Origin of the sequence: Vibrio sp. RM-41-2B, from assembly GCF_024744415.1 — a bacterium.
GTDB classification, from domain to species: domain Bacteria; phylum Pseudomonadota; class Gammaproteobacteria; order Enterobacterales; family Vibrionaceae; genus Vibrio; species Vibrio diabolicus.
In genome coordinates this window covers 43,502-69,111 of sequence record NZ_JAMQWD010000007.1, presented here as the reverse complement: position 1 = coordinate 69,111, position 25,610 = coordinate 43,502, and the positions used below count along the sequence as shown (strand labels likewise).

Here is a 25,610-nt window from a genome sequence, read left to right as displayed (position 1 = left end):
TGCGTAAATGTGTCGCTAGTTAACCACTTTTAGAGTTGGTTGTGAGGTGTTACTGGAAAGGGGAGCTTTCTCATTTCTGACTTTTGATACAACCGCCTTAAACAGAAAAAATGGGTTGTTAAATGTTAAGGCTGAAAGCTCATCTTGAGGTAGTTTCAACTCATTGAGTACTTCGCTCCGAGATATGTTTTTTTCTCTCAATTTATTGAAAATCTTTTGAAATACTAAAGACGTTTCCCTGCTCTCTAGACCCTCTGGCTCTGATTTTCTGCCATAACAGTTTGATAGTTCGATGTTTAATTGACGATAATGCCACTCGGATGACAAACCTAAGTCAAAAGTTCTTCGTATTAGAGCCGCTAATGATACTTTCCAATGCTTCTTCAGCTTCAACAGTTGATTTAGAGAAGGATATGAAGGTACTTTCGCTAGAATACTTCCTTTCGGCATTAGAAATGCTGACGCAAATCGATCCGCTTGTTCCTCGGCTTGGCGTCCGTTGTTAGATGCATGTTTGTGCAACACTAGATGACCCAGTTCATGGGCGGCATCAAAACGACTGCGTTCTGGCGTTTTCATCGTATTCAGAAAAACGAAAGGTTTTTCATCCAACCAAAATGAGAATGCATCTACTTCGACACAATTCTCAGTCAACGAAAAGACGCGCACCCCTTTAGACTCCAAAAGGTGAATCATGTTGGAAATAGACAGTTCACCTAAGCCCCAATGTTCACGTAGAAGTTGTGCGGCACTTTCAGGATCTGCGAAATCTTCGCTGCTGCAATCTAAAACATCATGTTGCTTTAAATTGAATCGACTTTCTAACCAGGTATTAAACTCAACTGCCAGCGTTCCGGCACTAAGAGCTGCGTCTCTTTTGGACGCACTAAGCTTCGTCATAGCTCGGAAGCTTACGCCTTCTTTTACGATTTGCTCAGGATTATCCGCGTAGAAAAATTCAACAGGGTAATTGAGAATATCTGCTATACGACTCACCAAGGTTGAGTCAGTTGTGTCCAGAAGCCCCTTATTTTCATATGTTGAAAGCGTTCTCGTAGTAATCCCTGTTAGTTCGGCTAATGCCTTTTTTGTATATCCTCTTCTTTCTCTAGCAATTTTTAGTCTTAATGAGTTAAACATTGTCGTTACTTACTTCTTCGATATCAAAGTCAATTTCATCATTGAAATCGACTTGTGAATCAACGATTTCTTCGTTGTCCATGTCAATAATTATACGGTTTTCAAGATCAAATCCTGTCACGTAACCTCTCTTATTGTAGGATACAGGTCTCGCCAGCTCAGCGGTAAGCTTATTGTTATTTTTATCAAAATTATGGAGAAGGAACCAAACATCACAATTTAATTTGTTTTTGGTATTCGACTCAGGAAGCGTTTCTGGGAACAAGTCATAGTTGAGATTTTCTTCGAACTTAAGCGCTAAGAGATCAAGAGTAAAGTCGCCTTTGTCTGTAATGGATTGCGGGAAACCAGCTGGGTTTCCAGTTTGCTCACAAGCACTACAAAGGTAGATTGCAATTTTTTCTTCTTTATTGATCGTAAGCTCTACATTACGAATGGATTCTCTAACATATCCGTGTGGTTTTAGTAGTTCGCGGAGAGCGCGGATAGTATCACCATAAAAATACTGACCACCACTGGTGACAGGGTTGTTTTCAGTCATTCTTTTTCTAGCGCTTAAACCTCGTTGCAATGCTTCCTTAATATGTGGAAGATTAGAAACTAAGTGAGCACGCTGGGGATCTTCGATTTGATTACTTTTTTCTGTCTGGGCGCTATTGGTTTGTGCTGAGTTCATTTTTGTCATCCTCAATTCCATTTCCTATATTCTAACCTCGATCGAGATCGAAAAACAAGAAACGAAAGAAGGTGCTGTCTTTCCAACACAGTTTTCTACATTTCCTCGTCGTCGTACTAATCACACTCAACATTTCCCGGCGTCGACGTCAGTAAAATCATGCGGGTAATCAGGTGATGTGATTTTGCTGGTGGATTTAGGCGTGATTCGGGCAGGGTTTCTATGTTGATTGTGCGGTGAGATTACGTCAGACCTTCGCTCATACCATCCGGCTTGTAAATCATCGTGGCGTAACCCTCAACCAAGTCCAACCACCACGTTGTCAGTTCTTCATGTGGTAACAGCATAATGCCGTCACGGCCTTTTCTGGCTTGTTCTAGCGCCTTTTCCAGAAACTCAAACTTAAGGTCAAACGGGGGATTGCACCACCAGCCATCTTCCCATTCGCCTTGTAGGCCATCGAACCCAATGCAAACAGGGTTTAGGAGCTGAGCGGCCTTGTGTTTTGGCTTAAGGCTTGGGAATCCACTCGGCTGTTCGTTAATCCAGTCAGGAGCCACGTAGAAGCGGTTCACCTTGGCGGTTTGTGGCTCGGCGGCCACGTCTAAAACAAACTCTTTTCCGGTATCACGTCGAAAGAGGAATTGAGCATCAAAGAAACAGTCCCAACGAGTCGCCCATTTGTTCTTTGCGCCCTCGACGGTCTTACTTTTGACTAGATGCGCCATTCTCTGACTTCTCCCCACTCTTGGCCGCTACCGTAATGCGCTCGATACGTTCTGCGTCCAAATCAATCTTCACTCGCTCTATCTTTGGATAGACCACCAATCCATAAAAGCTGTATGTGCCAATACCGACAACAGCCACCAGCGCTAACACAATGGTTATAGCCAGTAGCCGAACGGAGCCGATAAAGACACGTAGCCCAATTGCCTTGCTATCATTCATGGACGCGTACCATGCCCTTGTAAGCAGAGAACAATACGCTGTGCTCGGTTTTGACACCTAAGCGCTCTTTCGTCGCCGGATTAATGGTTGTGCGTTCACGCTCTATGTGACGGAAACGGCCAAAGCCTCGAATTTGCACCTCACGGCCTTTCGCAATCTCAACCAGAATGTGATTGATCATTGCGTCCAGACAATCGCCCACCAGCTCTGCATCATCACCAGTAAGCTTTAAGCCAAGGCGTTTAGAAATGTTTCTTTCAATGTCAGTTCGGTTTAAGCGTGTGCTCATTAATGTGCCCCCTTGATCTCGTTTACCTTGTTTGCCAGCTCATCGCGGAATACATCCGATGCACAAAAAGTCAGCTTGTCTCGCGCAACTACAATCGCTGGTGCTCCCGTTTTTGGATTACGGCCAGCTCGCGCTTTCTTAAGGCGAGGTGCGAACGTACCGAAACCACTAAGCAATACAGCATTGCCCTCATTCATGGTTTGAGTTGAGATTTCTTCGATAAAGGCATCAAAAACCAGCTCGCATTCTTCACGTAATGCGCCAGTTTCTTTTTTCATTGCTGAGATCAGTTCGTGCTTACCTACGGCTTTTTGTTTAGACACGCTAAGTCCTCTTGAATATCTTTCAGATAAATTCCGTGCTGTTGGCCTAGAAGATTGATGGCGTAAAGAACCAGTTCTTCTCGACTGCTACAGCCAAGTTCTATTTGGAGTCGCCTAATTTGCTCTCGTTGTGTCGCGCTGGCGCGATAGTATTGACGTTTAATGTCAAACCTAGCCATCTTGGCAAGATGACGATTCCAGCGCTGCTGAGGGGTTAAGGCGTTTTTCTTGGGTTTACGTCCTGCCATGAGACGATTATAACCATTCCGAACACGCCGTAAATATTCCGAACACGACTTCTGTTTTTAACACAAAAAAATACCGCCCATATAGGCGGCATTTGTGGAAAGATGATCAAGGATTGGCGTTAAGCTCGTTTGAACTCCGAAAAGTGGCTGCGCATGCCATCACGAACTTTGAGAGGCGTTTTGCGCAGCTTGGCGCGTGTCGCTGTGTCGTATAAGTATTGTTCCCATTCCCAATAGGACATATCACGTAGTCGGCCTACAGGCTCACCAACACTATTCATGAATATGTAGGTGTTCTTGGCTTGGCCGTTCGGGATTGAGTTGCCATTACCATCCAATATCTCAAAGACCCCTCTCGCACCGACAAACGTCACGGTCAGACCATATTGTGCCGCTGTAGCATCAATCATTGCGCTAGTGAGGTAAACATTCTCGCCAAAGATTTTAGTACGGAGGATTTCACGACGATATTTCTTAATGTCTCGAACCCATTCAAAGATAACGCAGCGAGTATGTGGCGTTCGGATGTTGGTTTTTACTTTGATTAGACCAGCATCGAATAGCATTCTAATGACTCGATAGTTGATCTTCTCTCTTGGTGCAATTGTGTCGCCAGTAGCATCGTAGTCACAAATATGACCACCAGTAAGCCAACGATACGCTTGAGCGCTACCAAATTCCCCTGCGGGAGCATAGCTTAGCAACAACTTGTCATAGTAAAGGTAATCGCATAGGAAGTTACGGACTACCTTTGTTGCTTCTAACACGTCTAAATCAACTGGCTTTTGGCCAATGCTGTGATATTCACTCGCTAACATGAGATAACTAAGCCCTTTTTATATACTTATGCGGCTAGTCTAGTTTTGTTATCAAATGTTGGCAATTGGAGATAGCTATTAATTTGACAAATGCACTCATCAAACCCCTTGGCCACAACCACGTAATACCCTAGATTTTGGAACATTTTTATCTTTTCCTGTTGTTCCTTACTTGGGCGACCTTTTTCCGTTTTCACCTCCAAAAAGAACCCGTGATACACCCCTCTCGGGATAGGAAAAAATATATCTGGCACACCTTTCTTTTGTCCCTCATAGCTCATCATCGAAGCCGCTTTAGGTGTTCGGTAGCCACCATTAGGGATTGAGAAAACCAGCGGGTAAATATCCTTGTACTGCGTCTCTAACGTGTAGAACAAACGCACCTGTAACCAGTGTTCGGCCAGTTTCGTGTCGTTAAACTCTTTCGGGCGCTTAATCCCTTGTGCAAGGCGCGTTTTGTGTGGTGAATCCAGTTCCACTTTCTTCTGTGTTGCAGCGCGCGCAACGTCATTGTCTTTCTCAAGAATACGGATAAGCCAAGCTGGTAGTTCCGACTTATCCACCAGCGCGGTATTAGGGACGTTTATCGATGCCGGATTGATGATGTGATTAACAGAACGGTTAATCTCGTTAAGTGCTGCATCGATATTGAAGTCGTCACCGTGGCCAGCTTTCACGCCTTTGCTTTTCCACTTCTTGCGCTTAGCGACTTGGTTTGCGAGGAAAGAGTGATCGAATCGTGGTGCCTTGGCCATAACTAGATAAGCCCTTGTGTTACTAAAATCTCTTGCTCCTTACGGCGGTTAAAGTAGGCAAATACCTCGTCCTTGGTGAATTGCTTAGCTACCACTTTGCGGCGGCCACCTTGCGAGAAAACACGCTTAGCAATGTCCTCAGATAGCGTCCAACAAAGTGCGGTTTCGATTTCGGATTCGTCATTGATAGCTCGGTAGGCCGTGATCACCTTGGGTAGCTTGGCGAACGCCTTGCGCTCTGACGATTTCATCACCTTGTGCTTGTTGCGTCTCGGGCACGTAAACAGGGACGACCACACACCTTGATGTTGGTGCGAGCCTTGCGCTTTCCATAGCGTTCCTAGCGTGTCCCAATAGGTTGAGTCGTCTTGGATAGCTGGCGCACTGCGAACAAAGAAATCGAGCTGATAACACTCAGGGATGGATAACAAACGGGAAATGATATTGGAGTCGTTAACGTTAGCCACTTTGTACCTCTTTTTTGCCGCCTCACACTGCTTGGCAAGGCGGCCTAACGTTATGATCTTTCGACTAGTGTATTGTGCTTACTTCGGGGTTATGTACTTTGCGAGCTTTTGAGCGCATCGATTCCAGCACCATCGCTATCAGCTCAATTGGGGATGGCTGCCCCTCAAGGCTTGCGTTTTTCGATTTTAAAATGTCATTTTCAGCTCTTAGCACCTTGGCCACTTGCTTGTTACATTGATTGGACAGCTCGCTAGCAATGTTTTCCATCTGTTGACGCGCATCCTCACGGCTCTCACAAGGCTTACTCAATACTTCGGAGCACTTTTGAGAGAATGTCATCAAACGCTCGTCAGCCAATACACTATTAAAGAGCTTTCCAAAGCTCTTAAGCACCGAATCTGGCGCACCCGACATTCGTTCATCAAGCTTGCGCCTCATCGATTCACGAACATTTCTTAAATGGTCAAAATAAAAACTTGGACTTAAGTGAACACGCTTGTTTTCCTCGTCAAATTTAAAAGACAGCCCTTTAACAAGTCTTGTTCCGCAATGTTGCTCAGTCATTGTTTTACTCACTCTTAAAAAATACGTGTTTATACTCAGGTTTGATTGGTTGTAAGCCCTCTACAGACTCCACTCGGTCGCACTCTCGAAAGAACGAAATACGATGAATTGATACCTCTCGTTACCTTGCACACCTCTTGGAATACCAAGGCGCTCTCATACTGCTCTGTCGAGCAAGCCGTAAAGAACATCGGATTGACCACCAGCGAGCCGCTAGAATCGGTTTGTGCCGCAGAACTGTTAGCAACAATCATTGGCACGGTCATCATTAAAGCAGTATTCGCCGCCGTGCTTGTTGTGCTGGTGGATGCTTTGATTGGCGTTGCCGGACGAACAAGCGCAGGAGCAACACGAACTGGCATAGGTGCAACTCGAACAGGGGTTACTACTGGCGCTGAATGCGCTTGAAAAGCGGCCAGCAAGGCCGCCGCTAGTGTAAATTTTCTCAGCATCAGTGAATAGTCTCCCCGTTAGCTACAACTCGTTGAACGTTCTTAACTTCTACGGTTGAATCCGGCTTGGTTTCCACTTTCAGCATGTCAAGCATATCCATAACAAGGCTAAGCATCTGCTTAGTTTCTTCTGACGTACCACCAAGGCGATCATCTGCCGATTTAATGTTGTCTTTGAGCTCATTCGTCAGGTAATCGCAAGCTTGTTGAGATAGGTTCGTTAACACCAAAGGCAAGTGCATTTCGGGATCAAATTCTTCCTCCCCCTTGTACACATATTCCAATTCATTAGCGGCACTCATCGCCAATTGGAATAGCTTGCTGTCCATCAGTAGCGTTTCAGCAATCTTGGTCGCTACTCCCACGACTACTTGAGGCGGTACTGCATCTTTGTCGTTCTCGTCATACTCGTACACCTTGCTTACGTGCATTGGAATTGCTTGAAGAACCACATCACGCACAGCGCGGTAATGGTCGTAATAATAGGGAGCCATCAAAACCACTCCGCCTGTTTCGGGATTAAAACCGACCATCATTGTGTTAACTTCGCAGGATGTTTCGAACTGTTCTTGAGTGTTCATGCTCATGCCTCTCGCTTTCTGGCTTAAACAATTTATTAGGGGTAGGAAAAGCAAGGGAGCGTATCCCTTGCAGGTTTAAATTCTTCTCAGTATTTGTGGCTTTGGTGCGCCAAGTGTGGGTATTCCTTTTCCAGCATGTACCCTTTGCTGCATTTCTCGCATCGATGCGCAAACTCATTATCGACGCGCACCTTACCTAATCGAACTACATTGCCTTTACACTGCTCGTCATCGCATTGGTACGTCACTAGCACGGCTGAAAATGGCTTGTATGTCTCGCTCACTTACGCTTACCTCGTTTCTGGTTACGTTTAGGCTTGCTTGGTTTCTTTGGTGAATCTGGAATACGGCCACCAGCGGAATGCAGCGCGTACTCTGTATTGAATCGTTTGTTGATGCGCTTAATTAGGCTTACGCTGCGTGGTGCAAGCTCTTTCGCACGTTCAATGTGTGTTAGCGCTCGGTTTAGCTCATGTTGAGGCACGTAATCACTTAAGCGCTGCGCAATCTCTACTAGGTTCACTTGGGTACACCAATCCAAATCGAGGACTTTGGCCACACTCACGACTTTCTTTGTGCGCTTAACTGCACGATCTAAAGCTCGCTCAATTTGGTCTACTGGTACTTGCTTAGCGGCCTCGGTAAATTCTTCCCAATACTCTTGTGGCAGTACGCACGATTCGTGTAGCAGCTTAGACATACATAGGGAACCATCTTCACCAATGTAAGCCGTGTGGCCAGCTCCGGTATGCGTGTTCATTAGGTAAATCAGACCAAAACGCTGATCCGGTTTGCCTAGACCCTCTTGAGGCTGAATCGCTGTCGCCTTGCAAAGCATGTAGGCTTGCCAGTTACCGCCTTTCCAAACGGATTTAAGATCGTGGTATTGAACCGCTTCACCTAGATATAGGTTGTCGTTGCGCAGTTCTTCGTTTTCGTGAGCAATGATCGCTGCGTAGGCCAACACCTCATCAATGTTGTGCATCACATAGTGATAGTTCTCGTCAGCGTTCTTCAATCCCTCGCTCATGCTGTTGATTTGCTCGGTTTGAGTCGCCACCAGCTCACTTAGCATTTCGATGTGCTCTTTGCTCTTGGTGAGCTCTGATTCAGTGGCCTTGTATGCCTCATCCAGTGTCACGTTCTTAGCGGCGGTTGCTTTGCGTTTGTCCTCGGCAATGCGTAGTTGCTCTTGAACACGCTCAAGTTGCTGATTAAGCGATTCCAGTTCACCAGATGATGCCACTTGGTTAGCCAATGCAGCGGCTACCTTGTTCTCCACCAGCTTAGGAATGCCGTCCAGTTCTTGTTGAGCGTGACGCAACTCAGTGGTAAGGCGTTTGATCTCTGCTTCTAGGCGTTGGTTGTCCTTACCTAGACGCTCGTTTTCTTTGCGTAGCTCGGCTGCAATCTGCTCGGCTTCGTTACGCTTTTTACGCATCACCTCAGTACCAGCCATTGCGCGGTCACGCGCTGCAAGGATTTCGGTACGTTCATCAAGCATTGCCTGATATTTTTGCTTTAGCGCCTCGTCGGCCTTGGCCGTGCGTTGGGATAGTTTGAATTGCAAGTCATCGATGATGTGCTGCATCAAACCAACAAGCGGGATCTCAAATTCTTTGATTTCAATTGGCGAATTTTCAGGAAGTCCCCAAGGAAGCTCTACAGTAAAAACATCGCTCATAGGAAATTTTCTCTACTACTCAAAAATTGGGATAAGGGAATAGGGTTAAAGTTTTCTTATTCTTGGTTAGCAAAGCGCTCAAGGCGTTCTTCTAAGTCATCCAGCCAAACCAGTATTTCGCTACCTTTGTGAACGTAGTCGAGATCACTTTCTTGGATTAGATTGGCCACCTCTCGCGAACACCCGTTTACCTCTGCCGCGATTGCGCGGTTACTGAAATAGAAAGCATTCGGTGTGTCAGTAAAGTCCGTTTCGCCTGTCGCTTCGCGCATTTCCATAAGCGCTTTAGTGGTCATTCGACGCAGTACAATCAGTAAGTCGTCTTGAGTTGCTAACGCTAAATTTTGTTTACTCATCGTTTAAGCCGCCACGTAACTCAGCATCTTGTAATGACGGAACTCGTTCTGGAACGGTATTTCATCGTCAAAGTCCATTGGTGGCTCGCCGTATTGCTGTTGAGATTGATCCCAACCACCCTGTTGCTGTGGTGAATGCTGTGGTTGTTGAGGTTGACCCCAACCGCCTTGTTGTTGCTGGCCACCAGCTCGGTTATTGCCAAGCATTTGCATCACGCCATTAAAGCCTTGAACTACTACCTCTGTGCTGTAACGGTCTTGGCCTTGCTGGTCTTTCCATTTGCGAGTCTGCAATTGACCCTCGATGTAAACTTGTGACCCTTTGCGTAGGAACTCCCCCGCAACTTCGGCCAACTTGCCGAACAACACCACTCGATGCCACTCGGTTTTTTCTCGGTTCTCCCCTGTCGCTTTATCGCGCCAAGTTTCGGATGTAGCGATCGTGATATTCGCTACTGCACCGCCATTTGGTAGGTATCGGATTTCGGGATCTGACCCCAAGTTACCAACCAGAATGACCTTGTTAATGCCTCTTGAAGCCATTCGTTATTCTCCGGTATCTCTCTTTACCGCTTCGTCTCTGTTAGAAATCGCATCACCAAAGAACAAATAACCCACGTCTGTACTTGTGTAGACCGCTATCAGTTCTAGGTTTTGCACCCTTGGGTTCACCTCGCCATTCTCGATTTTTCGATAAGTGTCTGGTGATAACCCGATTAACCTGCTCATTTCGAGTATGGTTAAATCTGCATGCCGTCTCGCTCGCTTGATTCGCGCTGCACGTTGCTGTCGATACTCAAGCGATTGGATTCGAGCGGCCTGTTTAGTCTTTGCGTCTCGCATTTTCATAGAAGCTCTCCACTTCACTTGCTAGTCGTTCTTCCTCGGTTGTAGTCGCCTTAATCAATGCAACGCGATATTCATGTAACCGATTCTTTGACCAATCGAGGCAGAGCTTTTGCCACTTGATAACGGCAACCGGTTCGGAAAGGTCGTAACCAGTCCCAAAACAGCTACAGCACTCCCACTTGCTAAATAACGACTTGGTGTAACCTGTGCCATTGCAAGTCGGGCAGCGATCCGGTTTGTCGTCCAATGTCACATCGGCATCTTGTAACCGGTTCGCCAGAGCTTCGCGTTCGTCCGTAAGCTCTATGCCCTCGAATGTATCCAGGATTGATGGTGAACTTTCGTCTCGCTCTCTTTGCCGTTGTTCCAGTTGAGAACGCTTAATTTCAGAAATTCCCTTACCCACCATTTATTCCGAACACATCAATTTTATGTGGAGTATAAACCCACTTAAAAAACAATACAAAAAGTATTGATACAAAAAACGAAACGATATATTTTTGTCTCAGCAAACAGGCAAACAGACTCATATGGGGAATCAGCAAATGTCAGAGAACAACAGCAAAAAAGTTCACGACCAAATCCAAGCAGACGTTAAAGAGTACATGACCAACACCTCGAACAGCGTCTTAGACTTCGCTTTGGCCAATGCAATTAAGAGCGGTCAGAACAACCTATATGACTTGTGTAAAAAGTGGAAAATCCCTGTAGATAAGCTACTTAGCAAGATAAACACTTCTCTTTTCAAAGTGGATGATGATAAAATCCACCTCGCATAGACGGATACGTTTAGCTATCGGGATAAGAGTAATGGAAAGCTTCGGGGAAACTCGAAGCTTTTTTTTCCTCAATACTTAATCCGAACACTCAATAATTTAAGGCGCAAAAAAAATCTACCACTTATAGAGAAAGCGCTTTACATTCGGAATTTCATAGAACGAACACCAGAAACAAAAAAAATAACCAAAACAAAAAGCAATACTGTCGTTTTATAAAAAACAAAGTCAAAGTTAGAAAGCATCAATCGCGAAAGCTAGTTTGAATTGATTCATCAAGAAACCTCGTCCGTAAGGTTCTGTTAGCACGCATTCCATTTAAAATAGCGGTATAGTGAAAAACAGATGCCATACGTGATACCGGATCGTTTCACCTGCAATCGTCGTCAAATAGTTGAGTTTAATACTGCCAACACTTAACCTGTTTTATGCAAGTAGTAGCAAAGGAGTAGACCACCAAAAACCTTAAGAATTGTTGTGCTATACAGCCCTATAGTGACTTATAGTGGTTGTATGGAATGGGAAAGGCGCTTGATACTTCTTCTGGAAGCGGCGGCACTCTTTTCAGATAGCCATCAAGCAGATAGTCGGAAACAAGTATTAGTTATTTGATAAAACTTTTGCTCATATCCCGATTCATGTAGAGAAATGAATATTTTTCAAAGCGTTTCTTTATGAGAGGGGAATTATCTGATAACAATGGGACATAAGGACTTGGGAGTTTTCATGCTCCTAAACCCGAAACAGATAGCCAACGCGTTTGGGCGTTTGCAAAATTGGCAAAAAGTCTGGAATACTAGGCACAGCAAGACTTGGAACAAAACGTTCCCTAATAAACTTGATGGTGTGAAGAATATAAAAAAAGGCTGGATTCGAAGAACCCAACCTTTAATTAGGAGGTAATTATGTAATCACCAACCAAGCTCGAAGCAGCTAGAAAGCTTCACTTCGTGCATACGGGTAATCAATGGTGGCCGCCATTAAAAACCCTTGTGCGTTGTCTTTCACCATGAGCCTTATCAGGGGAACAAATGGTAAATTTAATTGAACTGCTTATAGCGATAATCAATCTAGTCGCCGTTATAGTGCAAGCACTATTCGGTTAACCAACGCAGCTCTAGAAGTACATTGTTGCTTCTAGAGCACACTTACAACTATCCAACAATTAATATTTCCTGTCAATTCGTGTTTTTGTCAAGAACTCACACAAATGCGATCGCTATTCGGTTATGCCAGCCCAATTTGCCTTTCATAGTCCCTGCTACTATAAGCTAGATTGGAAATTGACCTACCACTACTTGTAGCACGCCGTTGTCTATAGCTAGGATCATTAACTCATCTAAACAACAAAAACTTGTTGTGTATGTGGGAAACTGTGTAAATCTTTGATTTTCCAGTTATCCACATACGCTATAAAGATCTATATTTAACTATATTAATCTATGGTAACTATAGATCTATAAGATCTATAGGAATTGTAAGTTATTGATATTAATGGGCTTTAAATCTTTTAAAGATCTTTTTTTAGGTCTTTGAGTAACAAGATCTAGGCTTAATTGATCATTTATTAGGTGTTTGTGATCTTCTTACAGGCTTTAATGCAACATAATTTAGGTGAAAGTGATCATATATCAGGTGATTGGGTAACATATTTTAGGTGTTTATTTTCTTAAATGACATATTTTAGGTGTGTGAGATGGTTATATCGAAGTCTTGTTCGGTTTTTTTTACTTTCGAGTCAATGATCACGTCGGATTCTCGCTTACATACCTAAAATGTGTCACATAGCTCATTTCAACCTAAAAAATGTCATCTATAGAGCGCATGACCTAAAACTTGTTAGCTATCAGTAATCGTGAGTATCGGTTAGTTCTGAAAGGGTATCTATCTTTTCCATTAACGACTCTAGTTCATGTATTCCATCATCATGTTTTTGTTGCTCTTTTTCTGAGTATCGTTTTGACAAGCTATCTTCAACTTTAAGAGCGTGGTCTTCTTTACCCACATAGCGGTACGCGATGGCAAGTGATTCTAGTTCAGACTCGGTGAGTCTGACTTGGTTTTGAAGCCTTTTCAATTCGAGTTGTCGAATTGTCTTTAGAGCATCGTGTTGATTTAGTTCATCAATTGAACCTAGCTTAACCCACCGGAAGAGAAACTTGATTCCTGTAATGGTTCTACCTTTCTTTACAACCTCAAACCCCTTATCACCCTGGCTACTTTCTAAAAATAGAAGCTCTTTGCTAATCTGAGGATGTTCAGAAAGTTCTTTAATACTTTCCCGGATACAACGTTTCATAAATACGCTGTTGTTTTTGAAGGAACTTTTATCTTTTTTCAGCTTCCCTGATTCGTCCAAAAGCCCAAATATTCCTTTCAGTTCACTAAGCTTTTGCGCATGCATTTCAAAGCCCTTGTCTTTGAAACGACTAAGCAGTTCGTACAAGCGCTTAGAGTACTCCTTTTTTACCTCAAAGAAATTGCGAGTGTTAATCAGAGCAAATCCTTGATTATATTCAATATACTCTGGTTTAAGCATATCGTTAGGAACCATCGTAAGTATGCCGTGTTTATAAGCGATATGTTTAAAAAGAGGTCTATAGTCGAATTCAATATCACCTTTCGGGGTTTCCACCTTTATCCCGATTTTTCGACTAGCTAGGCGGTTCGCTACTGGACTTAAGTTGCTACCGATATGTTTAGACTCAACACCTAACCACTCTGATAATTGATGTGAAGTAAATTCATAGTGTGGTGTTTTCTGATCCCAGTCGTTTGGTTTCATATGTGCAATCATCAACGCAAACATATCAGCTTCCCTAGCGGATAGATCTTGACGACTAAAGACCAGTTGATGGCCTTTTTTGATATGTTTCGGGAGGTTATCGCTTACCGCAGGGTAGAAATATTCTTCATCACTCATGCAAATGCATATCCATAAATAACAAGATTTAGGTAATTATGACACATTTTAGGTCGCGCATGTATAGAAATACTCACATCAAGCAGTGATTACAGATACCTGATTTGTACTCGCCCTACTGCGTCACGATAGTATTCAACCAAGCCTTGAGACTCTTTCTCGGAAATGGTGTTCATGTACTCTGCTAGTATGGTAGCTGTATCACGAACCTTGTTCACGCTAGCTTTCACGGCGCTTGCAGCCTTGTTGTGCCAGCTAGCAATCACAAACTTAAGGTATGACACGAACTTAGGCGCTAAAGGCTGTTGGTGCTTGTTGTACAGCTTGATAACACGACGAGCTCCACTAGCTGATAGGCGGCCTTGCTTAGCAGCTAATTGAAGTTGTTTTACTTCATCTGCGTCACGTTTGAAGATTTTCAAAAACCAAGAATCAGATGGGATACCGTTATTAATTTTATTTTTACTCTCTGTAGAGAGATCTTTTGTATTTATGCTGCAATTTTTGTTTTTGTCTGATTGCTCGCAAGCCTTGTCAGAACTGGCCTCAAGAGGTTTTTCCACAGAAGCCCCCCCTAAATGCAATTTTTGTCTATTACAAAACTTCTCTGCCGCTTGTAGCGCGTATTTGTATGCACCAGTGAACATGTTTTGGATGCCATCAACGCATAGAGTGATGTGACGTTGATTCTGACCTGTGTGATCGTTCCGCTTTGGCTGTCCATAAGCGATCAGGCCAAGTTCTTTAGCTATTTTGATGTAATTATCAATAGTGCGCTTTATGATTGGCTTACAACCGTAACGGTGACAGTTCTCGTTGTAGGTGCGCGCTAAGGTATCGCTTGAAGCAAAGCAAGTGTGACCATGCTTAAGGATAAAGCTTGAGATAGTTTCTAGTAGGCAAGCAAGCTTACGTTGTGCCAATGGTTTATTGGCTTTGATATTGGAAGCTTGTGTTCTGAATCCTGACTTCCAGTAACGAGGATTCAGCAAAAGTGGTGTAATTTGCATAAAATTTGCTCAAAAAAAAGGCGCAAAAATTTGCCACCGATCTCTTTGAACGTTATAATTACACCTGTCTTGTGTTGTGTAATTTTAACGCTCGCTAAGATTGGTGCTCAAAACAATCTTAGTTGTTAAATTAATTACTAACTATTTGAGGCATTAGTCGCCAAACTAAAATGTCTCAGTTGATTAGGCTTCGGTCTAATTCATTACGGCATAATGACTTTCCTTAAGTTCGTTTGTCGTGACGCTTTAAGTTTGCCGCTTAAAGCTCGATTTTAGTAAGAAAGCCCGCTCGCCAAAGCGGGCTTTTTTATTTTCTGTTGCCCGAAATCGAATCACTGTCTCTCTATCACGGCATCGCCATGATCTAATTACAGAAAAACTCCCCTATTATTGATCGTAAATGGTTAATCAAACAAGTCTCCATATCAAAGCAATTCCGAACAAGGGCGTTACCATCTGGCGCTAGAGTTTACCAAAAATTTTATCTATTTAAACTCCTTTTAGGCGTGTTAGTATTCCGAACACGATAGATTTTGTGGATAACTCTGTGATGAAATTTACTCCCCCACCAAGTGCTGAACAGCAATTAGAAACTCAAGTTGACCAATTAAAACAACAGTTTAAGCGCCGACAGTTCCCGAAAAAGAACGCACCAGTGCTACCGTTGGATTTGTTAGTAACAATCTCCGGTTGCACCTTTGGTTTGCATAGCCAAAAAGACGGTAGACTCGTTCTAAAGGCCGACAAGGCGATTAACTTTGATAAGGGTATCAATATTTTGCGCTCAGTGTCGTATATTGCTGGCGCGCGAGATAGCGTATCTATCGCTGGTTGGGACTGGCGACCTACGCACTTTAAGAAAGATAAACTCTACTTGCGTCCTGTCGCTCCTAGTGATTTATAATATTCCGAATTGGCCACCAGAATTTTCGATTAAATTGACTGTTTTTTGTACTTGATTGCTAATCTCTGGTGGCGCTTTTTGATTGATCAGCTTATTGGAATTTTCGTGCCGAAGATCCGAAGTTGACGAACTGCTGTTTAATTTGAGGCGCAACACTCACTTTTTGCTCTACTGGAACATAGCTATTTGTCGGTAAAGTCGCCATTTTTCGGGAACATAGCGACTCAAACATAGCTCGCACCACTTGATGATCTTCCTTGCTGGCCATGTTGGCGATCGCTTTGCGCTGCGCATCGGTCACATAGATAGGTAAAGAGTCCACAACATCAAGCAGCATCGAGGTTGCCTTAGCGTTTTGCTCTACCTTTTCACGCAACTCTGCGTTCACGCTTTCTAGGTACATAAGCTGGTTAGTAAGATCACCGACAAGCTCAACATTGGTCTGTTGAGTCATGTTCGCGTAGATATTACGCGCGGATTCCTCATCAAAACCTTGTTCCTGTAGCGATTCGAGGATCATTTGCTCGCTGTTCGCACTTTCCATCATCATGGCCGGATGGTCTAGGCTGATATAGTTCGGCTGCAATACGTAATCCATACCGTGATATGAAGTAGTGATCGATGCCTCGCGTGTATCTTGGCCACCAGTCGCCCAGCTCCAACCACCAGCACGACTATTGTGCAAACCTAAAGCAATACGGCCTGTGTCGGTATCTAAAAACTCTTGAGTGTGTTCAACAATACCGTCATCTGAACAGGTGATAGAGATTGTGCGGTTAGATGGCACGTTTTCTACCACAACCGGACGACCATTAATCATGATCACCTCAGTTTCACCGATTGAGAGCTTATTGGCGCGTTGGCGGGATTGATGGCCATAGTAACCATACGCCTCACCTAGTCGCAGTAGCTCTTTAGTTCGTGGGCTGTTGATCATCGCTTGCACGGCTTTGATGATGTAATTGCGCTTGTTGGCGCTAAGTTTTCGACCGTCATTGAATAGGCTGAAACGGTCGGATACTTGTTTAAGTGCTTTTGCTGTCACTTTCTTTTCTCCATTAACGGCTTTGGATTTCGGTTAGTAGGTCGAGAACTACGTCTCTAACGAATCGTTCCGCTTCGCTTTGGTTAGTCATGCCAATGGATTCCATCATCTTGTCGTTCTTGGCCACTTGAGCCGCGAGCTCGGAAATGACTTCATTGGCCAGCTCGGAATCGAGGCCAACAACGGACGTATAAAGATGGTTTTTGAGTTTCGGGGACTTGCTGATTGGGGATTGCTCGATAAGGTCAAGCACAGTAGTCAGCATGGTTGCATAGTTCGCTTGCGACTCCATTGCCGCCGACTTCTCTTGCTCGATAGCAGTATTGAGAGAGTTAAATCGGATCTCGAATGGCATATCGTTGTCGTTCCACACCTTGCCGTCTCGATAGATGGTGTGAATGTCGATAGCGCGCTTAACGAACGCCACCACGGCTGCGCGGATTTGGTTGGCGCGTAGTGCTGATTGAATAGAAGTGCGGAAGAAACCGCCCTCGCCTAGCCCACCAGAAAGAAGATCACCAAACCCAAGCATGGATGGGTCTACGCCAAGCGTTCCGGCTAAGCGTTTAAGGTGAAACATAATGTCTTCGATGTGGGAGATATTTGGGTCAGTGGTAAAGGTATCGATCTGTAAGCCACCTTTAGCACCACCCATAAAGGGCAATAGCGTGTTGATGACTGTTGGAATGAAACCTAGCTTACGGGAACGGTCTACCACCTCTTGACGGTCTTGCTTCATCTGGTCAGCGACCATGTTGATGTATTCCGCAGCTCCCGCAGCATCTAAGCCGTCAGTGTTTACCGCTACCATGCGGTCGATAAGTGAAGCATTTACACGACTTGCGCCGAGCGCTGCAATGGACTGGCGAAGCATCGACCAAGCCTCAAAACAGGTAAGAAGAATGGATGTGCCGTAGTTCTGCGTCTCGATTGGCATGCGTGAATACGCATCGTCATAAAGTGAGTAGCGCTGGCCAGTGTAGTTAACTGGCGGCATATCCATATCTGGTCGCCAGATTGGCATTTTTAGTGGGATAAGCGCCCAAGGCTCGGCAAGGCGTACCTGTTCGCCGTTCGCTCTGGTTTGTAGATATTCCGCAGTAAATCCAGCTAGCTCGCCCGAACGTTCGTACTCACGAATTTGGTTTGGCAACGTGTAGTAGTTGGCCTCAAAGTGAGTAATACCCACGCCCTCTTTCGTGTATGGGCGAACATAGTTAACCCCATAAACCAGCGTTGAATACGTCCAGTTCATTAGGTTTTCGTTGATTGGAGTTAGCAACTCTCGGTTAAGACGGCCTACGTACTCGGCGTACTTCTCATCGGTTGGATGAAGATACACAGCCATGCCATTGTCGTTTGATACCGAAAGAGCGTGACCAAGGTGCAGATTGAGCGCGGCATCAATCGTGCTGTCCTCGGCCATTTCCTTGAGTATCGGATATAGCATGAAGCGATCTTTCGGCAGCTTGTGCAGAAAAAAGCGGTCTGAGCTTTTTCGACCGTCATTGGTCAGAGCGCCGTTGCTTTCATCTAATTGGTTTTCGCGATCGTGGAATGGCGATCCCGTGTATCCAGCGCCAGATTCAAAACTGATCCCGCTCTCTTTATCGTCATTCTCGTTAAAGAAAGGGAACGCTTGTTTTAAAGCTGTCGCTAGCCCAATTGATGCCTTGTTTTGCGACATGTGCGACCTCGGTTAGTTGAGGCGCTTTCTACAGGGATGGGGATGATCTTGGATGATAGCGCATCGCGTCAATGTGACCAATACGCTAATAAATGATTGATTTTCTATGCGTTAAATTTTTTTAGTCAAAGTTCAATTGCTTGCCTTTGAATCTTGGTTACTCACCAAAAACACTAATTTTTATTCTTGATGATAACCTCCGTGTTCGGAATAATTCTCCCGTCCCTAAAAATCTACTTCCTTAGATATTTTAGATTATTCATTAACTTAAATTGATATTGATAGTGGCGTTTTTTTGGGATGGGGAATAGGAAAGGAAAAAGTCGGGCGAAAGCTCGACTTTTTTTTTGGCTTTTATCCAATGAATAAAAGGCAAGTTCAATGAACACTGATTTAACCCGCAGTATTGAACAGGCGACAACAATCGATGAACTGGTACGCCAGTTTGAAGCCTTGCTCGCTGTCGATATTAGCGACACTCCAAAAGGCCACCAGCGCCTTAAGGCTAACCAACTAGCCAAAGATATTCTCGCCAAGTACAACGGCGACTACTCCAACGTTTCACCCGAAGATAAAGCAGCTCTGCGCGACTACACAGGTTTTGGCGGTATCGGTGGCTCCACCAACGAATACTACACGCCTAAATGGCTGGCGAGCGCGACTTGGGATGCAGTTCGTTCCTATGGCTTTACTGGCGGCAGCGTACTTGAACCAAGTTCGGGCGTGGGCGTATTTAGCGAAACCAAACCTAAAGGCACCCTGACTACATCCGTAGAAATGGATCAGACCTCAGCGGCCATCAACCAAATTCTTCACCCCGAAGACCATGTAATCCAATCAGCATTCGAAGCGGTAGCAACTAATCCTGGCATTGGTGACTTTGACCTAGTGATCGGCAACCCGCCTTATGGTGTTCGAGACGCTAGCGCGATGAAAGACAAAGCGTACAAAGACATTAAGTACGCTGATCAGTATTTCGTTTCTCGTTCTATCGATAAAGCGAAAGCTGGTGGCTTGATTGCCCTAGTGCTGCCAACTCGTATTTGTGATGCGAAAAACCTTGAGAAGTGGCGTACACAACTCGCACTTAAAGCGGAGTTTTTGGGCGCGCACCGACTACCAACGGGTACGTTCTCTGATACGGGCGTAGTGACTGACCTTGTTATCTGGCGCAAACACAGCGACCAAGCGAAAGCACTGATTGATAGTGCCGACCGTGACACGCTGATTGAATCTAACGTGCTTTGGAATACTTGGCTTAAAGGCAAGTGGTTCGAGCGTGAGGGTAAGAAATTCATCAACGGCGAACAGAGTGTTGAGGGCGTAGGTAAGTTTGCGCGCAAAGTCGTGAAGCGTGGCAACCGCTCTAACGAGGATATTAAAGAGTCGCTAATGCGCCGCTTTGACAGTCGCATTGACTGGATGTTGCTCGATGAAGCGGTCAGCGAGCCAGTGAGCGCAAAATACTCCGAGGGCGACACGATTTTCCGCAATGGCCAGCAGTACGAAATGATTGATGGCGAATGGGAGCTATCTGAAAGCAATGAGAAAACAGGCGTTATCAGTAAGGCGACCTATGGCGTAGATAACACCGATGAGATCGGTTCTATCACCTACTCTGCTGAATCGATGCTTAAGCTATCGGCCAGCCAAGCGCTCAAGCTTTTCGAAGATTACGGTTACTTGTGTCATGACGACTTTAAAGCCCTAATGCGCGAGATTGCCAAGCTGCCAAAAGCAAGCCAAGAACACGCTTACAAAGGCATTCTACTTGGCATGAAAGTTCAAACACTTGCAACGCTGGTTGCTGGTAGCCGAACGACATCCAATAGCGACTTGGCCAACATGGCAATGGGCGCGGAGGACTTCCAGACCGAACAATATCGCGTGAAGTTAAGCGGCGAAGTGTTAGAGCTGAACGCACTAATGGGCGGCTCTAAGGTATCGAAGAAAGCGCTAAGCAACTTAAGCGAGAAGTACGTCTCTGCATGGAATTACTACCACTCATCGATCGATTCTAAGGGCAAACTGTCTGACCTACTCAAAGGCGACCTTAAGCGTGAGCTGACCGTTCAATACAGTTCGTCTCGCATTGGTGACGTGTTCCATCTATGTGACCGTGAACTAGGCATAACCACACTGACACTGCATGACGTTCGCACGTATTACACCGCAAGCGGTATCGATGCGATGAGCGATGAGCAGTTGCTTGATTACCTAGCGAACATGGATGAGGTAGCGGTAAACCCTGACGGCACGGTGACGGCATTCCATAAAGCGACGACTGGCCTAGTCGGTAAGCGCATGGATCAGCTGACCGCACAATTAGTATCGACCACCAGCGATACCGTGAAAGCTAACATCATGCGCCAAATTCAAGCCATCGAATCTAAGCGAAACAAGATCTCGATTGCCGATGTGAAGATGAAGCTTACCGATAAGTGGATTCCTAAAAACATCATGCTTGAGTTCCTGCATGACCGTGGCTACACGGAATTTATCTTGGGCGACTTTACCGAGGATAAGGACGGCTTTGAGGATTTCGTACAAAGCGAATCCGGCCAATACCTTACTGGCTACCGTTGGCGTGATGGCGAATGGATTGATGGCCTAACTCGTAATGGCGTGAAAGGTAAAGCAGCGAACAGCGATGAGCGATTTGAGCGTCAAATTGAATCGTACATCAACTATGGTGCGGTTCGTGGCGGTAGTAAGAACGAAGATAAATCACTTATCCGTGAACAAATGCGCCGCCTCGATGATGAGTTTTCTACATGGATTGCATCATCTGACCATTCAGAATACTTGGAACAGGTTTACAACAATACGTTTAACGGTTGGATTAAGCCGGAGTTTGATGACTCACCACTAACGCTAAATGGCGTATCTGGTGCGATTGAGTTCCTACCTTACCAAAACTCAACGATTCGCCGTCACAGTGCAGACGGTAACGGCATTATTGCCTTTGGTACTGGCTTGGGTAAAACGCTCACTGGCCTTGGCCTCGTGCAGCACAACCTAGAAACCAAACGCGCCAACCGTGTGGCCATCGTTGTTCCTAAATCCGTGTTAGAGAACTGGTTCTATGAGTCCGACCTGTTCTTTGGTGAAAGCAATCTATCTGACAAGGTATTTATCGGCCTTGAAGTTCACAAAGACGATGACGGAAAAATCATTCGGGAACCGGTATTAGATGAAACGGGCGAACCGAAGTTAGACAAGAAAGGCGATCCTATCTTGCGCGCCAAACTGACCGTAGACACAAACGGCAAGCGCGTAGCAGAACAGCTCCACCAGCTTACACAGTCAACCGCTCGCATCGTGGTAATGACAAAAGACGTGTACAACCGCATTCCATTGAAGCCGGACACGATTTCGGCCAACGTGCTTGAAATGCGCGATGCTGGTTTGATTGCTGGTTCAAGCAAGCTAGTTAAGGAAGCGGAAAGCCACACAGATCAAGCGAAGAACGCGCGTTTTGAAGCGAAATATGCTGACGATGGTACGGCCAAAAACGAAGAACTACCGTACTTTGAGGACTTGCTATTCGATTCGGTTATGGTCGATGAGGCGCATGATTTCCGCAACTCGTACAAGGGCGGCTCATACCGAAACAATCTGGCATTCTTGCCTAGCCAAGCGCAAGCCGATCGCGCTATCGATATGCAGCTTAAGAACAACGTCATTAAGGCTCGCAATGACGGTCGAGGCGTTTACTTCCTAACAGCTACGCCAACCGTAAACAGCCCTGTTGATATGTTCAACATGCTGTCCCACATCATTCCGGCAGATACGTTTGCCAAGATGGGGATCTTTGACAGCGACGACTTTATCCGCATGTTTGGTAAGACTGGCGAAGCGCTGGTTACTAAGATTTCGGGCGAAGTTGAACAGCGTGAAGCCCTACTCGGATTCCAAAACCTAGACGCACTTCGAAACATCGTTAACCGCTACATGACGATCGAGGATGCTAAATCCGTTGGTGCCAACGTTCACATTCCTGACCTGATTAGTCAGCAAAGCGTTGTCCAAATGAATAGCGAACAGGAAGCGCTATATGAGGAACTACGCCAGCGCGCTGACGCAATCAGTAATCCAGACAAAGACGAAAACCAAGAGATTGTCGAGCAATATCCTAACGACACGGTTTTCGGCCTAATCCGTAAAATGGACAAGGTAAGTACAGACCTTGATTTGTACTATGAGCGTGTTACCTACCGATTCGCCAAGGACAGCAAGAAAGAGGTAGAGGCGGCAGTCGCTAAGCTACCAAATACCGTCACGGTCGCTTTTGAGGATTTGGCACCAGACGGCACGGTTAAGCTAAGCAAAATCCAAGTTAAGGTTGATAAGAGCGTTAAGGTCGAGGGCGATCACTGCGTGGTTCAGCTCCACCAGCAACTTGATGACCGATTCACAAACATTTGTGACAAGGCCAAGTTGAAATTTACGCACCCTGTCTCCCCTAAGTACGCCAAGTTCCTTGAGAACGCGCGCGAGATTTATCTGGCTGGCGGTAAGCAGCTTGTCTTCACCGAAGAAAAAACACAGCACAAGAAAGTCGCGCGAATCATTGCGGATTTTGTTGGTTGTAAGCTGTCTGAAATCGGCATTTTGAACAGCGATACCGTTGCGGGTAAGAAAGGCTCTAAAGCGACTGAGGACGATGAGGAAGCGGGTTTGGAAGCAATGGCCAATGCTTACAACACCTCGAAATACAAATTCATGATCCTCAATAAAAAAGGCGAAGTTGGCATCAACTTGCATCATGGCACAACCGATATTCACCACTTAACGCTACCTTGGACTCCAATGAGTATCACACAGCGTAATGGCCGTGGCGCGCGTGTTGGCTCTAAACAAAACAGCGTGAACGTTCACTACTACACGTCGAAAGGCTCATTCGATGATTTCCGCTTGGCCACAATCCAACGCAAAGCCACTTGGATTGAGACAATGTTCAAAGGTGATGAAAAGTACATTGCGAACGCCGATGCAGACGCAGCCGACGAAACTGCAATCATGCTGGCAGCGAATCCAGAAGAAGCGAAAGCCCGTATCGAAGCGGCTAAGCGTCAAGCTGAGCGCAAGCGCAAATTAGAGGAACGCCGACTAGCAAGTATTAACGTTAGCAAGTACATCAAAGCCACCCAAATGCTTGCTTTGGATGTGAGAGCGGTTGAGGGCGAGCTGGCCGAACTACGCGAGAAGTTAGAGCCGCTACGCAAAGAGGTGGAAGAAGATCGCTTACGTGTAGAGGGCGAGAAGCACGGCAGTTGGCAGCACAAAAACTACCAACGCACCAAAGGCAGACTGTTTGCGCTAGAAAGCCAAATCAAAACCTATGAAGCAGCGATCAAAAACCGCGACAAAGCGAGCGATACCATCAAGAAATTGAAACCAGCAATGGAGCTGGCCATCAATGACGGTGTGTTAAAGGATTACCCTGACTTCCTAACTCATCCAGAGTTGTACATTGTTCGCAATGGCGTGATTGTGCGTAATGGCTACACCTACAAAGCCGAAGTTAAGAGCCGTTCTTGGAGCGCCGAGTACGATTCAAAAGCAACAATCATGATCACCAACTTCGACCGTAAATCTGGCACGGTGGACGGCTTTATTACTGAAATGGACGGCGAACCTGCGTCACGCAACTACGTCGATCTACCTGTTGAGCGCATCATTGAAATTGCGCCAGTGAATCAGGATAGAGCTGCGCTAGAAGCAAAAGCGCTCCAAGGTGTACCACTAAGTGAAGTCGCTCATACGTTTGACCGTGAGACGTTCTTTGAACTGGTCGCAGAGAAGAAAATGAAAGCCTACGGTAACAGCCGCCGTTGTTTGGTGCGCAATGTTGACGGTTCATTCTCTACGCCGTGGGGATTGGATGTTGAACCAGACCAAACGCTGATTTATCCAGATGCGAGCGATAAAGCGATCGTGAAAGCCCTACTCGACCAAGTAACCAAGCAATTGGAAGATAAGGGTCGCGTGATGTTGGAACACGACATTCTAAGTTTCTTTATCGGTAGCGATTGGGACAAACAGGCGATGGAAAACGGCAACCAAGTGAGCGAACAGGAAGTTGTTGAACTGGTGACACTTGAGATCAAAGCATTCGAGGAAAAACACCCTGAGCTTTATCAAGAAGCGCTACTGAAAGCAGAGACGACTTACAAAACGTCTATCACTTTCCTTAAAGAGCTAGATAACCATCTAAGCAATTTGAAATGGACAGGTTACACCAACGCACACGAAGCGCGCCGCCTATCGGCTCGTGAGTTCACTCGTTACACCGATATTCTGACCGAACGCTCTAGCGAATACCGCACAGAGCTGGAAGATAAGCTATTCGCTGACTTCACTAAGCTGGTGGCTAACGACCCTGACCGTGCGAAACGTCTATCACAGATCGCGTACTGGATGACGCAATACAAACCAACGACCGATACACACCTACTGAAAAAGGTCGATGCGATTTACGGCGAAAACTCACAAGAAACCATGCTTAAGGTATGTGCTGACCTACACGCTATTGGCGAACGTGAGTTCCTATCCGGTGATGGCCTAATCTTCTCGGATGACTGGTCATTGAATCGCATGAAAGGTGCGTATGGTTCGCTATTCACTTATCGCAGCGCACAGCGTGAGGAATTTATCGAGAAGTACCTAAATGCGGATAAGCCGGAAAAGGCCGAGGTTAAAGTGACCGAAACGCAGAAAGTGAAAATCGATAATATCTCTGCCATTAACGTAGAGAGCATCGAGAAGTTTAGCGAACTAATGTCAGGCATTGGCATCGACGTTAAAATGGTGACTTCACCAATTAGCTGGAAGCCTAAGCGCGGTCGCAACCGAAAAGAGATTGTTGTAGAGCCATACGAGCGCATTGGTTTGATGGACAACAATGGCCTTAAAGGTTCGCTTAAAGTGATGTTCGCTGGTGACAAGGAAGCTAAGGCCGAGTATGGCGCTGACTTCGCATCAAACGCAAGCAGTGAATTTAATGGCGGCTGGTGGTTTATCTCTGCGAAAGCGGATTTGGAATTGCTAGCGAAATCGCTATTAACCATTCACAACACAATGGCCGAAGCTGCCTAACTCAAATTTTCGC

General features: G+C 45.5%; 26 protein-coding genes. 3 read left to right on the top strand and 23 right to left on the bottom strand.

Going from position 1 to position 25,610, the window contains the following annotated elements; genetic code table 11:
• Positions 1-15: 15 nt before the first annotated feature.
• The 19 genes from NB463_RS07910 to NB463_RS07820 all read right to left on the bottom strand — a co-directional run bounded on the left by NB463_RS07910 (position 16) and on the right by NB463_RS07820 (position 10,557).
• A complete protein-coding gene (locus NB463_RS07910; protein ID WP_158159306.1) occupies positions 16-1,140 on the bottom strand; it encodes a helix-turn-helix domain-containing protein in 1,125 nt (374 codons plus the stop codon).
• Positions 1,133-1,816 carry a hypothetical protein gene (locus NB463_RS07905; RefSeq protein WP_250155210.1) on the bottom strand — a complete coding sequence of 228 codons (684 nt, stop codon included), beginning with the start codon at positions 1,814-1,816 and terminating at the stop codon, positions 1,133-1,135. Before NB463_RS07905 ends, NB463_RS07910 begins: the two co-directional genes overlap by 8 nt.
• 242 nt (positions 1,817-2,058) lie before the next feature.
• Positions 2,059-2,544, bottom strand: coding sequence for a hypothetical protein (locus tag NB463_RS07900; RefSeq protein WP_158159307.1), 486 nt, complete (start codon positions 2,542-2,544; stop codon positions 2,059-2,061).
• The gene (locus NB463_RS07895) at positions 2,522-2,764 is read right to left on the bottom strand and encodes a hypothetical protein (RefSeq protein ID WP_042522716.1); all 243 of its coding nucleotides are present in this window, start codon (positions 2,762-2,764) and stop codon (positions 2,522-2,524) included. Before NB463_RS07895 ends, NB463_RS07900 begins: the two co-directional genes overlap by 23 nt.
• Positions 2,757-3,053 carry an HU family DNA-binding protein gene (locus NB463_RS07890; protein ID WP_158159308.1) on the bottom strand — a complete coding sequence of 99 codons (297 nt, stop codon included), beginning with the start codon at positions 3,051-3,053 and terminating at the stop codon, positions 2,757-2,759. The genes NB463_RS07895 and NB463_RS07890 overlap by 8 nt, the downstream gene beginning before the upstream one ends.
• Complete coding sequence (locus NB463_RS07885; protein ID WP_158159309.1) at positions 3,053-3,376, bottom strand: HU family DNA-binding protein; 324 nt, start codon at positions 3,374-3,376, stop codon at positions 3,053-3,055. The genes NB463_RS07890 and NB463_RS07885 overlap by 1 nt, the downstream gene beginning before the upstream one ends.
• Positions 3,355-3,624 (bottom strand): hypothetical protein, encoded by a 270-nt coding sequence (locus NB463_RS07880; RefSeq protein WP_017634078.1) that lies wholly within the window; start codon positions 3,622-3,624, stop codon positions 3,355-3,357. Before NB463_RS07880 ends, NB463_RS07885 begins: the two co-directional genes overlap by 22 nt.
• Before the next feature lie 119 nt (positions 3,625-3,743).
• Positions 3,744-4,442 (bottom strand): hypothetical protein, encoded by a 699-nt coding sequence (locus tag NB463_RS07875; RefSeq protein WP_017634077.1) that lies wholly within the window; start codon positions 4,440-4,442, stop codon positions 3,744-3,746.
• A gap of 26 nt (positions 4,443-4,468) precedes the next feature.
• Positions 4,469-5,197 carry a VRR-NUC domain-containing protein gene (locus NB463_RS07870; protein WP_258430890.1) on the bottom strand — a complete coding sequence of 243 codons (729 nt, stop codon included), beginning with the start codon at positions 5,195-5,197 and terminating at the stop codon, positions 4,469-4,471.
• 2 nt (positions 5,198-5,199) lie between these two features.
• The gene (locus tag NB463_RS07865; RefSeq protein ID WP_258430889.1) at positions 5,200-5,664 is read right to left on the bottom strand and encodes a hypothetical protein; all 465 of its coding nucleotides are present in this window, start codon (positions 5,662-5,664) and stop codon (positions 5,200-5,202) included.
• A 64-nt stretch (positions 5,665-5,728) separates the two neighbouring features.
• Positions 5,729-6,229 carry a hypothetical protein gene (locus NB463_RS07860; protein ID WP_258430888.1) on the bottom strand — a complete coding sequence of 167 codons (501 nt, stop codon included), beginning with the start codon at positions 6,227-6,229 and terminating at the stop codon, positions 5,729-5,731.
• A gap of 35 nt (positions 6,230-6,264) precedes the next feature.
• Positions 6,265-6,681 (bottom strand): hypothetical protein, encoded by a 417-nt coding sequence (locus NB463_RS07855; RefSeq protein WP_258430887.1) that lies wholly within the window; start codon positions 6,679-6,681, stop codon positions 6,265-6,267.
• Complete coding sequence (locus NB463_RS07850; protein ID WP_258430886.1) at positions 6,681-7,262, bottom strand: hypothetical protein; 582 nt, start codon at positions 7,260-7,262, stop codon at positions 6,681-6,683. The genes NB463_RS07855 and NB463_RS07850 overlap by 1 nt, the downstream gene beginning before the upstream one ends.
• An 86-nt stretch (positions 7,263-7,348) precedes the next feature.
• On the bottom strand, positions 7,349-7,546 hold the full coding sequence (locus NB463_RS07845) for a hypothetical protein (RefSeq protein WP_169628928.1): 198 nt from the start codon (positions 7,544-7,546) through the stop codon (positions 7,349-7,351).
• Positions 7,543-8,946 carry a hypothetical protein gene (locus NB463_RS07840; RefSeq protein ID WP_258430885.1) on the bottom strand — a complete coding sequence of 468 codons (1,404 nt, stop codon included), beginning with the start codon at positions 8,944-8,946 and terminating at the stop codon, positions 7,543-7,545. The genes NB463_RS07845 and NB463_RS07840 overlap by 4 nt, the downstream gene beginning before the upstream one ends.
• 56 nt (positions 8,947-9,002) lie before the next feature.
• The gene (locus NB463_RS07835) at positions 9,003-9,302 is read right to left on the bottom strand and encodes a hypothetical protein (protein ID WP_206954367.1); all 300 of its coding nucleotides are present in this window, start codon (positions 9,300-9,302) and stop codon (positions 9,003-9,005) included.
• A 3-nt stretch (positions 9,303-9,305) separates the two neighbouring features.
• A complete protein-coding gene (locus NB463_RS07830) occupies positions 9,306-9,845 on the bottom strand; it encodes a single-stranded DNA-binding protein (protein ID WP_064369743.1) in 540 nt (179 codons plus the stop codon).
• Between the two features lie 3 nt (positions 9,846-9,848).
• The gene (locus NB463_RS07825) at positions 9,849-10,151 is read right to left on the bottom strand and encodes a helix-turn-helix domain-containing protein (RefSeq protein WP_017634072.1); all 303 of its coding nucleotides are present in this window, start codon (positions 10,149-10,151) and stop codon (positions 9,849-9,851) included.
• The gene (locus NB463_RS07820; RefSeq protein WP_258515976.1) at positions 10,126-10,557 is read right to left on the bottom strand and encodes a hypothetical protein; all 432 of its coding nucleotides are present in this window, start codon (positions 10,555-10,557) and stop codon (positions 10,126-10,128) included. Before NB463_RS07820 ends, NB463_RS07825 begins: the two co-directional genes overlap by 26 nt.
• 94 nt (positions 10,558-10,651) lie before the next feature.
• On the opposite strand from NB463_RS07820, the gene NB463_RS07815 reads away from it, so the two are divergent.
• Positions 10,652-10,930: a hypothetical protein gene (locus tag NB463_RS07815; RefSeq protein ID WP_258430882.1), complete on the top strand. Its 279-nt coding sequence runs from the start codon at positions 10,652-10,654 to the stop codon at positions 10,928-10,930.
• A gap of 1,843 nt (positions 10,931-12,773) precedes the next feature.
• Here NB463_RS07815 and NB463_RS07810 read toward each other — a convergent pair.
• Both NB463_RS07810 and NB463_RS07805 read right to left on the bottom strand, forming a co-directional pair.
• Complete coding sequence (locus NB463_RS07810; protein WP_024703815.1) at positions 12,774-13,850, bottom strand: replication initiation protein; 1,077 nt, start codon at positions 13,848-13,850, stop codon at positions 12,774-12,776.
• An 89-nt stretch (positions 13,851-13,939) separates the two neighbouring features.
• On the bottom strand, positions 13,940-14,860 hold the full coding sequence (locus NB463_RS07805) for a hypothetical protein (RefSeq protein WP_074190802.1): 921 nt from the start codon (positions 14,858-14,860) through the stop codon (positions 13,940-13,942).
• A gap of 550 nt (positions 14,861-15,410) precedes the next feature.
• On the opposite strand from NB463_RS07805, the gene NB463_RS07800 reads away from it, so the two are divergent.
• Entirely contained in the window at positions 15,411-15,764 is a 354-nt protein-coding gene (locus NB463_RS07800) for a hypothetical protein (protein WP_258430881.1), read from the top strand.
• Between the two features lie 91 nt (positions 15,765-15,855).
• Here NB463_RS07800 and NB463_RS07795 read toward each other — a convergent pair whose 3' ends face one another.
• Positions 15,856-16,809 (bottom strand): hypothetical protein, encoded by a 954-nt coding sequence (locus NB463_RS07795; RefSeq protein ID WP_258430880.1) that lies wholly within the window; start codon positions 16,807-16,809, stop codon positions 15,856-15,858.
• A gap of 13 nt (positions 16,810-16,822) precedes the next feature.
• Positions 16,823-18,496: a portal protein gene (locus NB463_RS07790; protein ID WP_258430879.1), complete on the bottom strand. Its 1,674-nt coding sequence runs from the start codon at positions 18,494-18,496 to the stop codon at positions 16,823-16,825.
• A 381-nt stretch (positions 18,497-18,877) separates the two neighbouring features.
• On the opposite strand from NB463_RS07790, the gene NB463_RS07785 reads away from it, so the two are divergent.
• A complete protein-coding gene (locus NB463_RS07785; protein ID WP_258430878.1) occupies positions 18,878-25,597 on the top strand; it encodes an SNF2-related protein in 6,720 nt (2,239 codons plus the stop codon).
• Positions 25,598-25,610 lie beyond the last annotated feature (13 nt).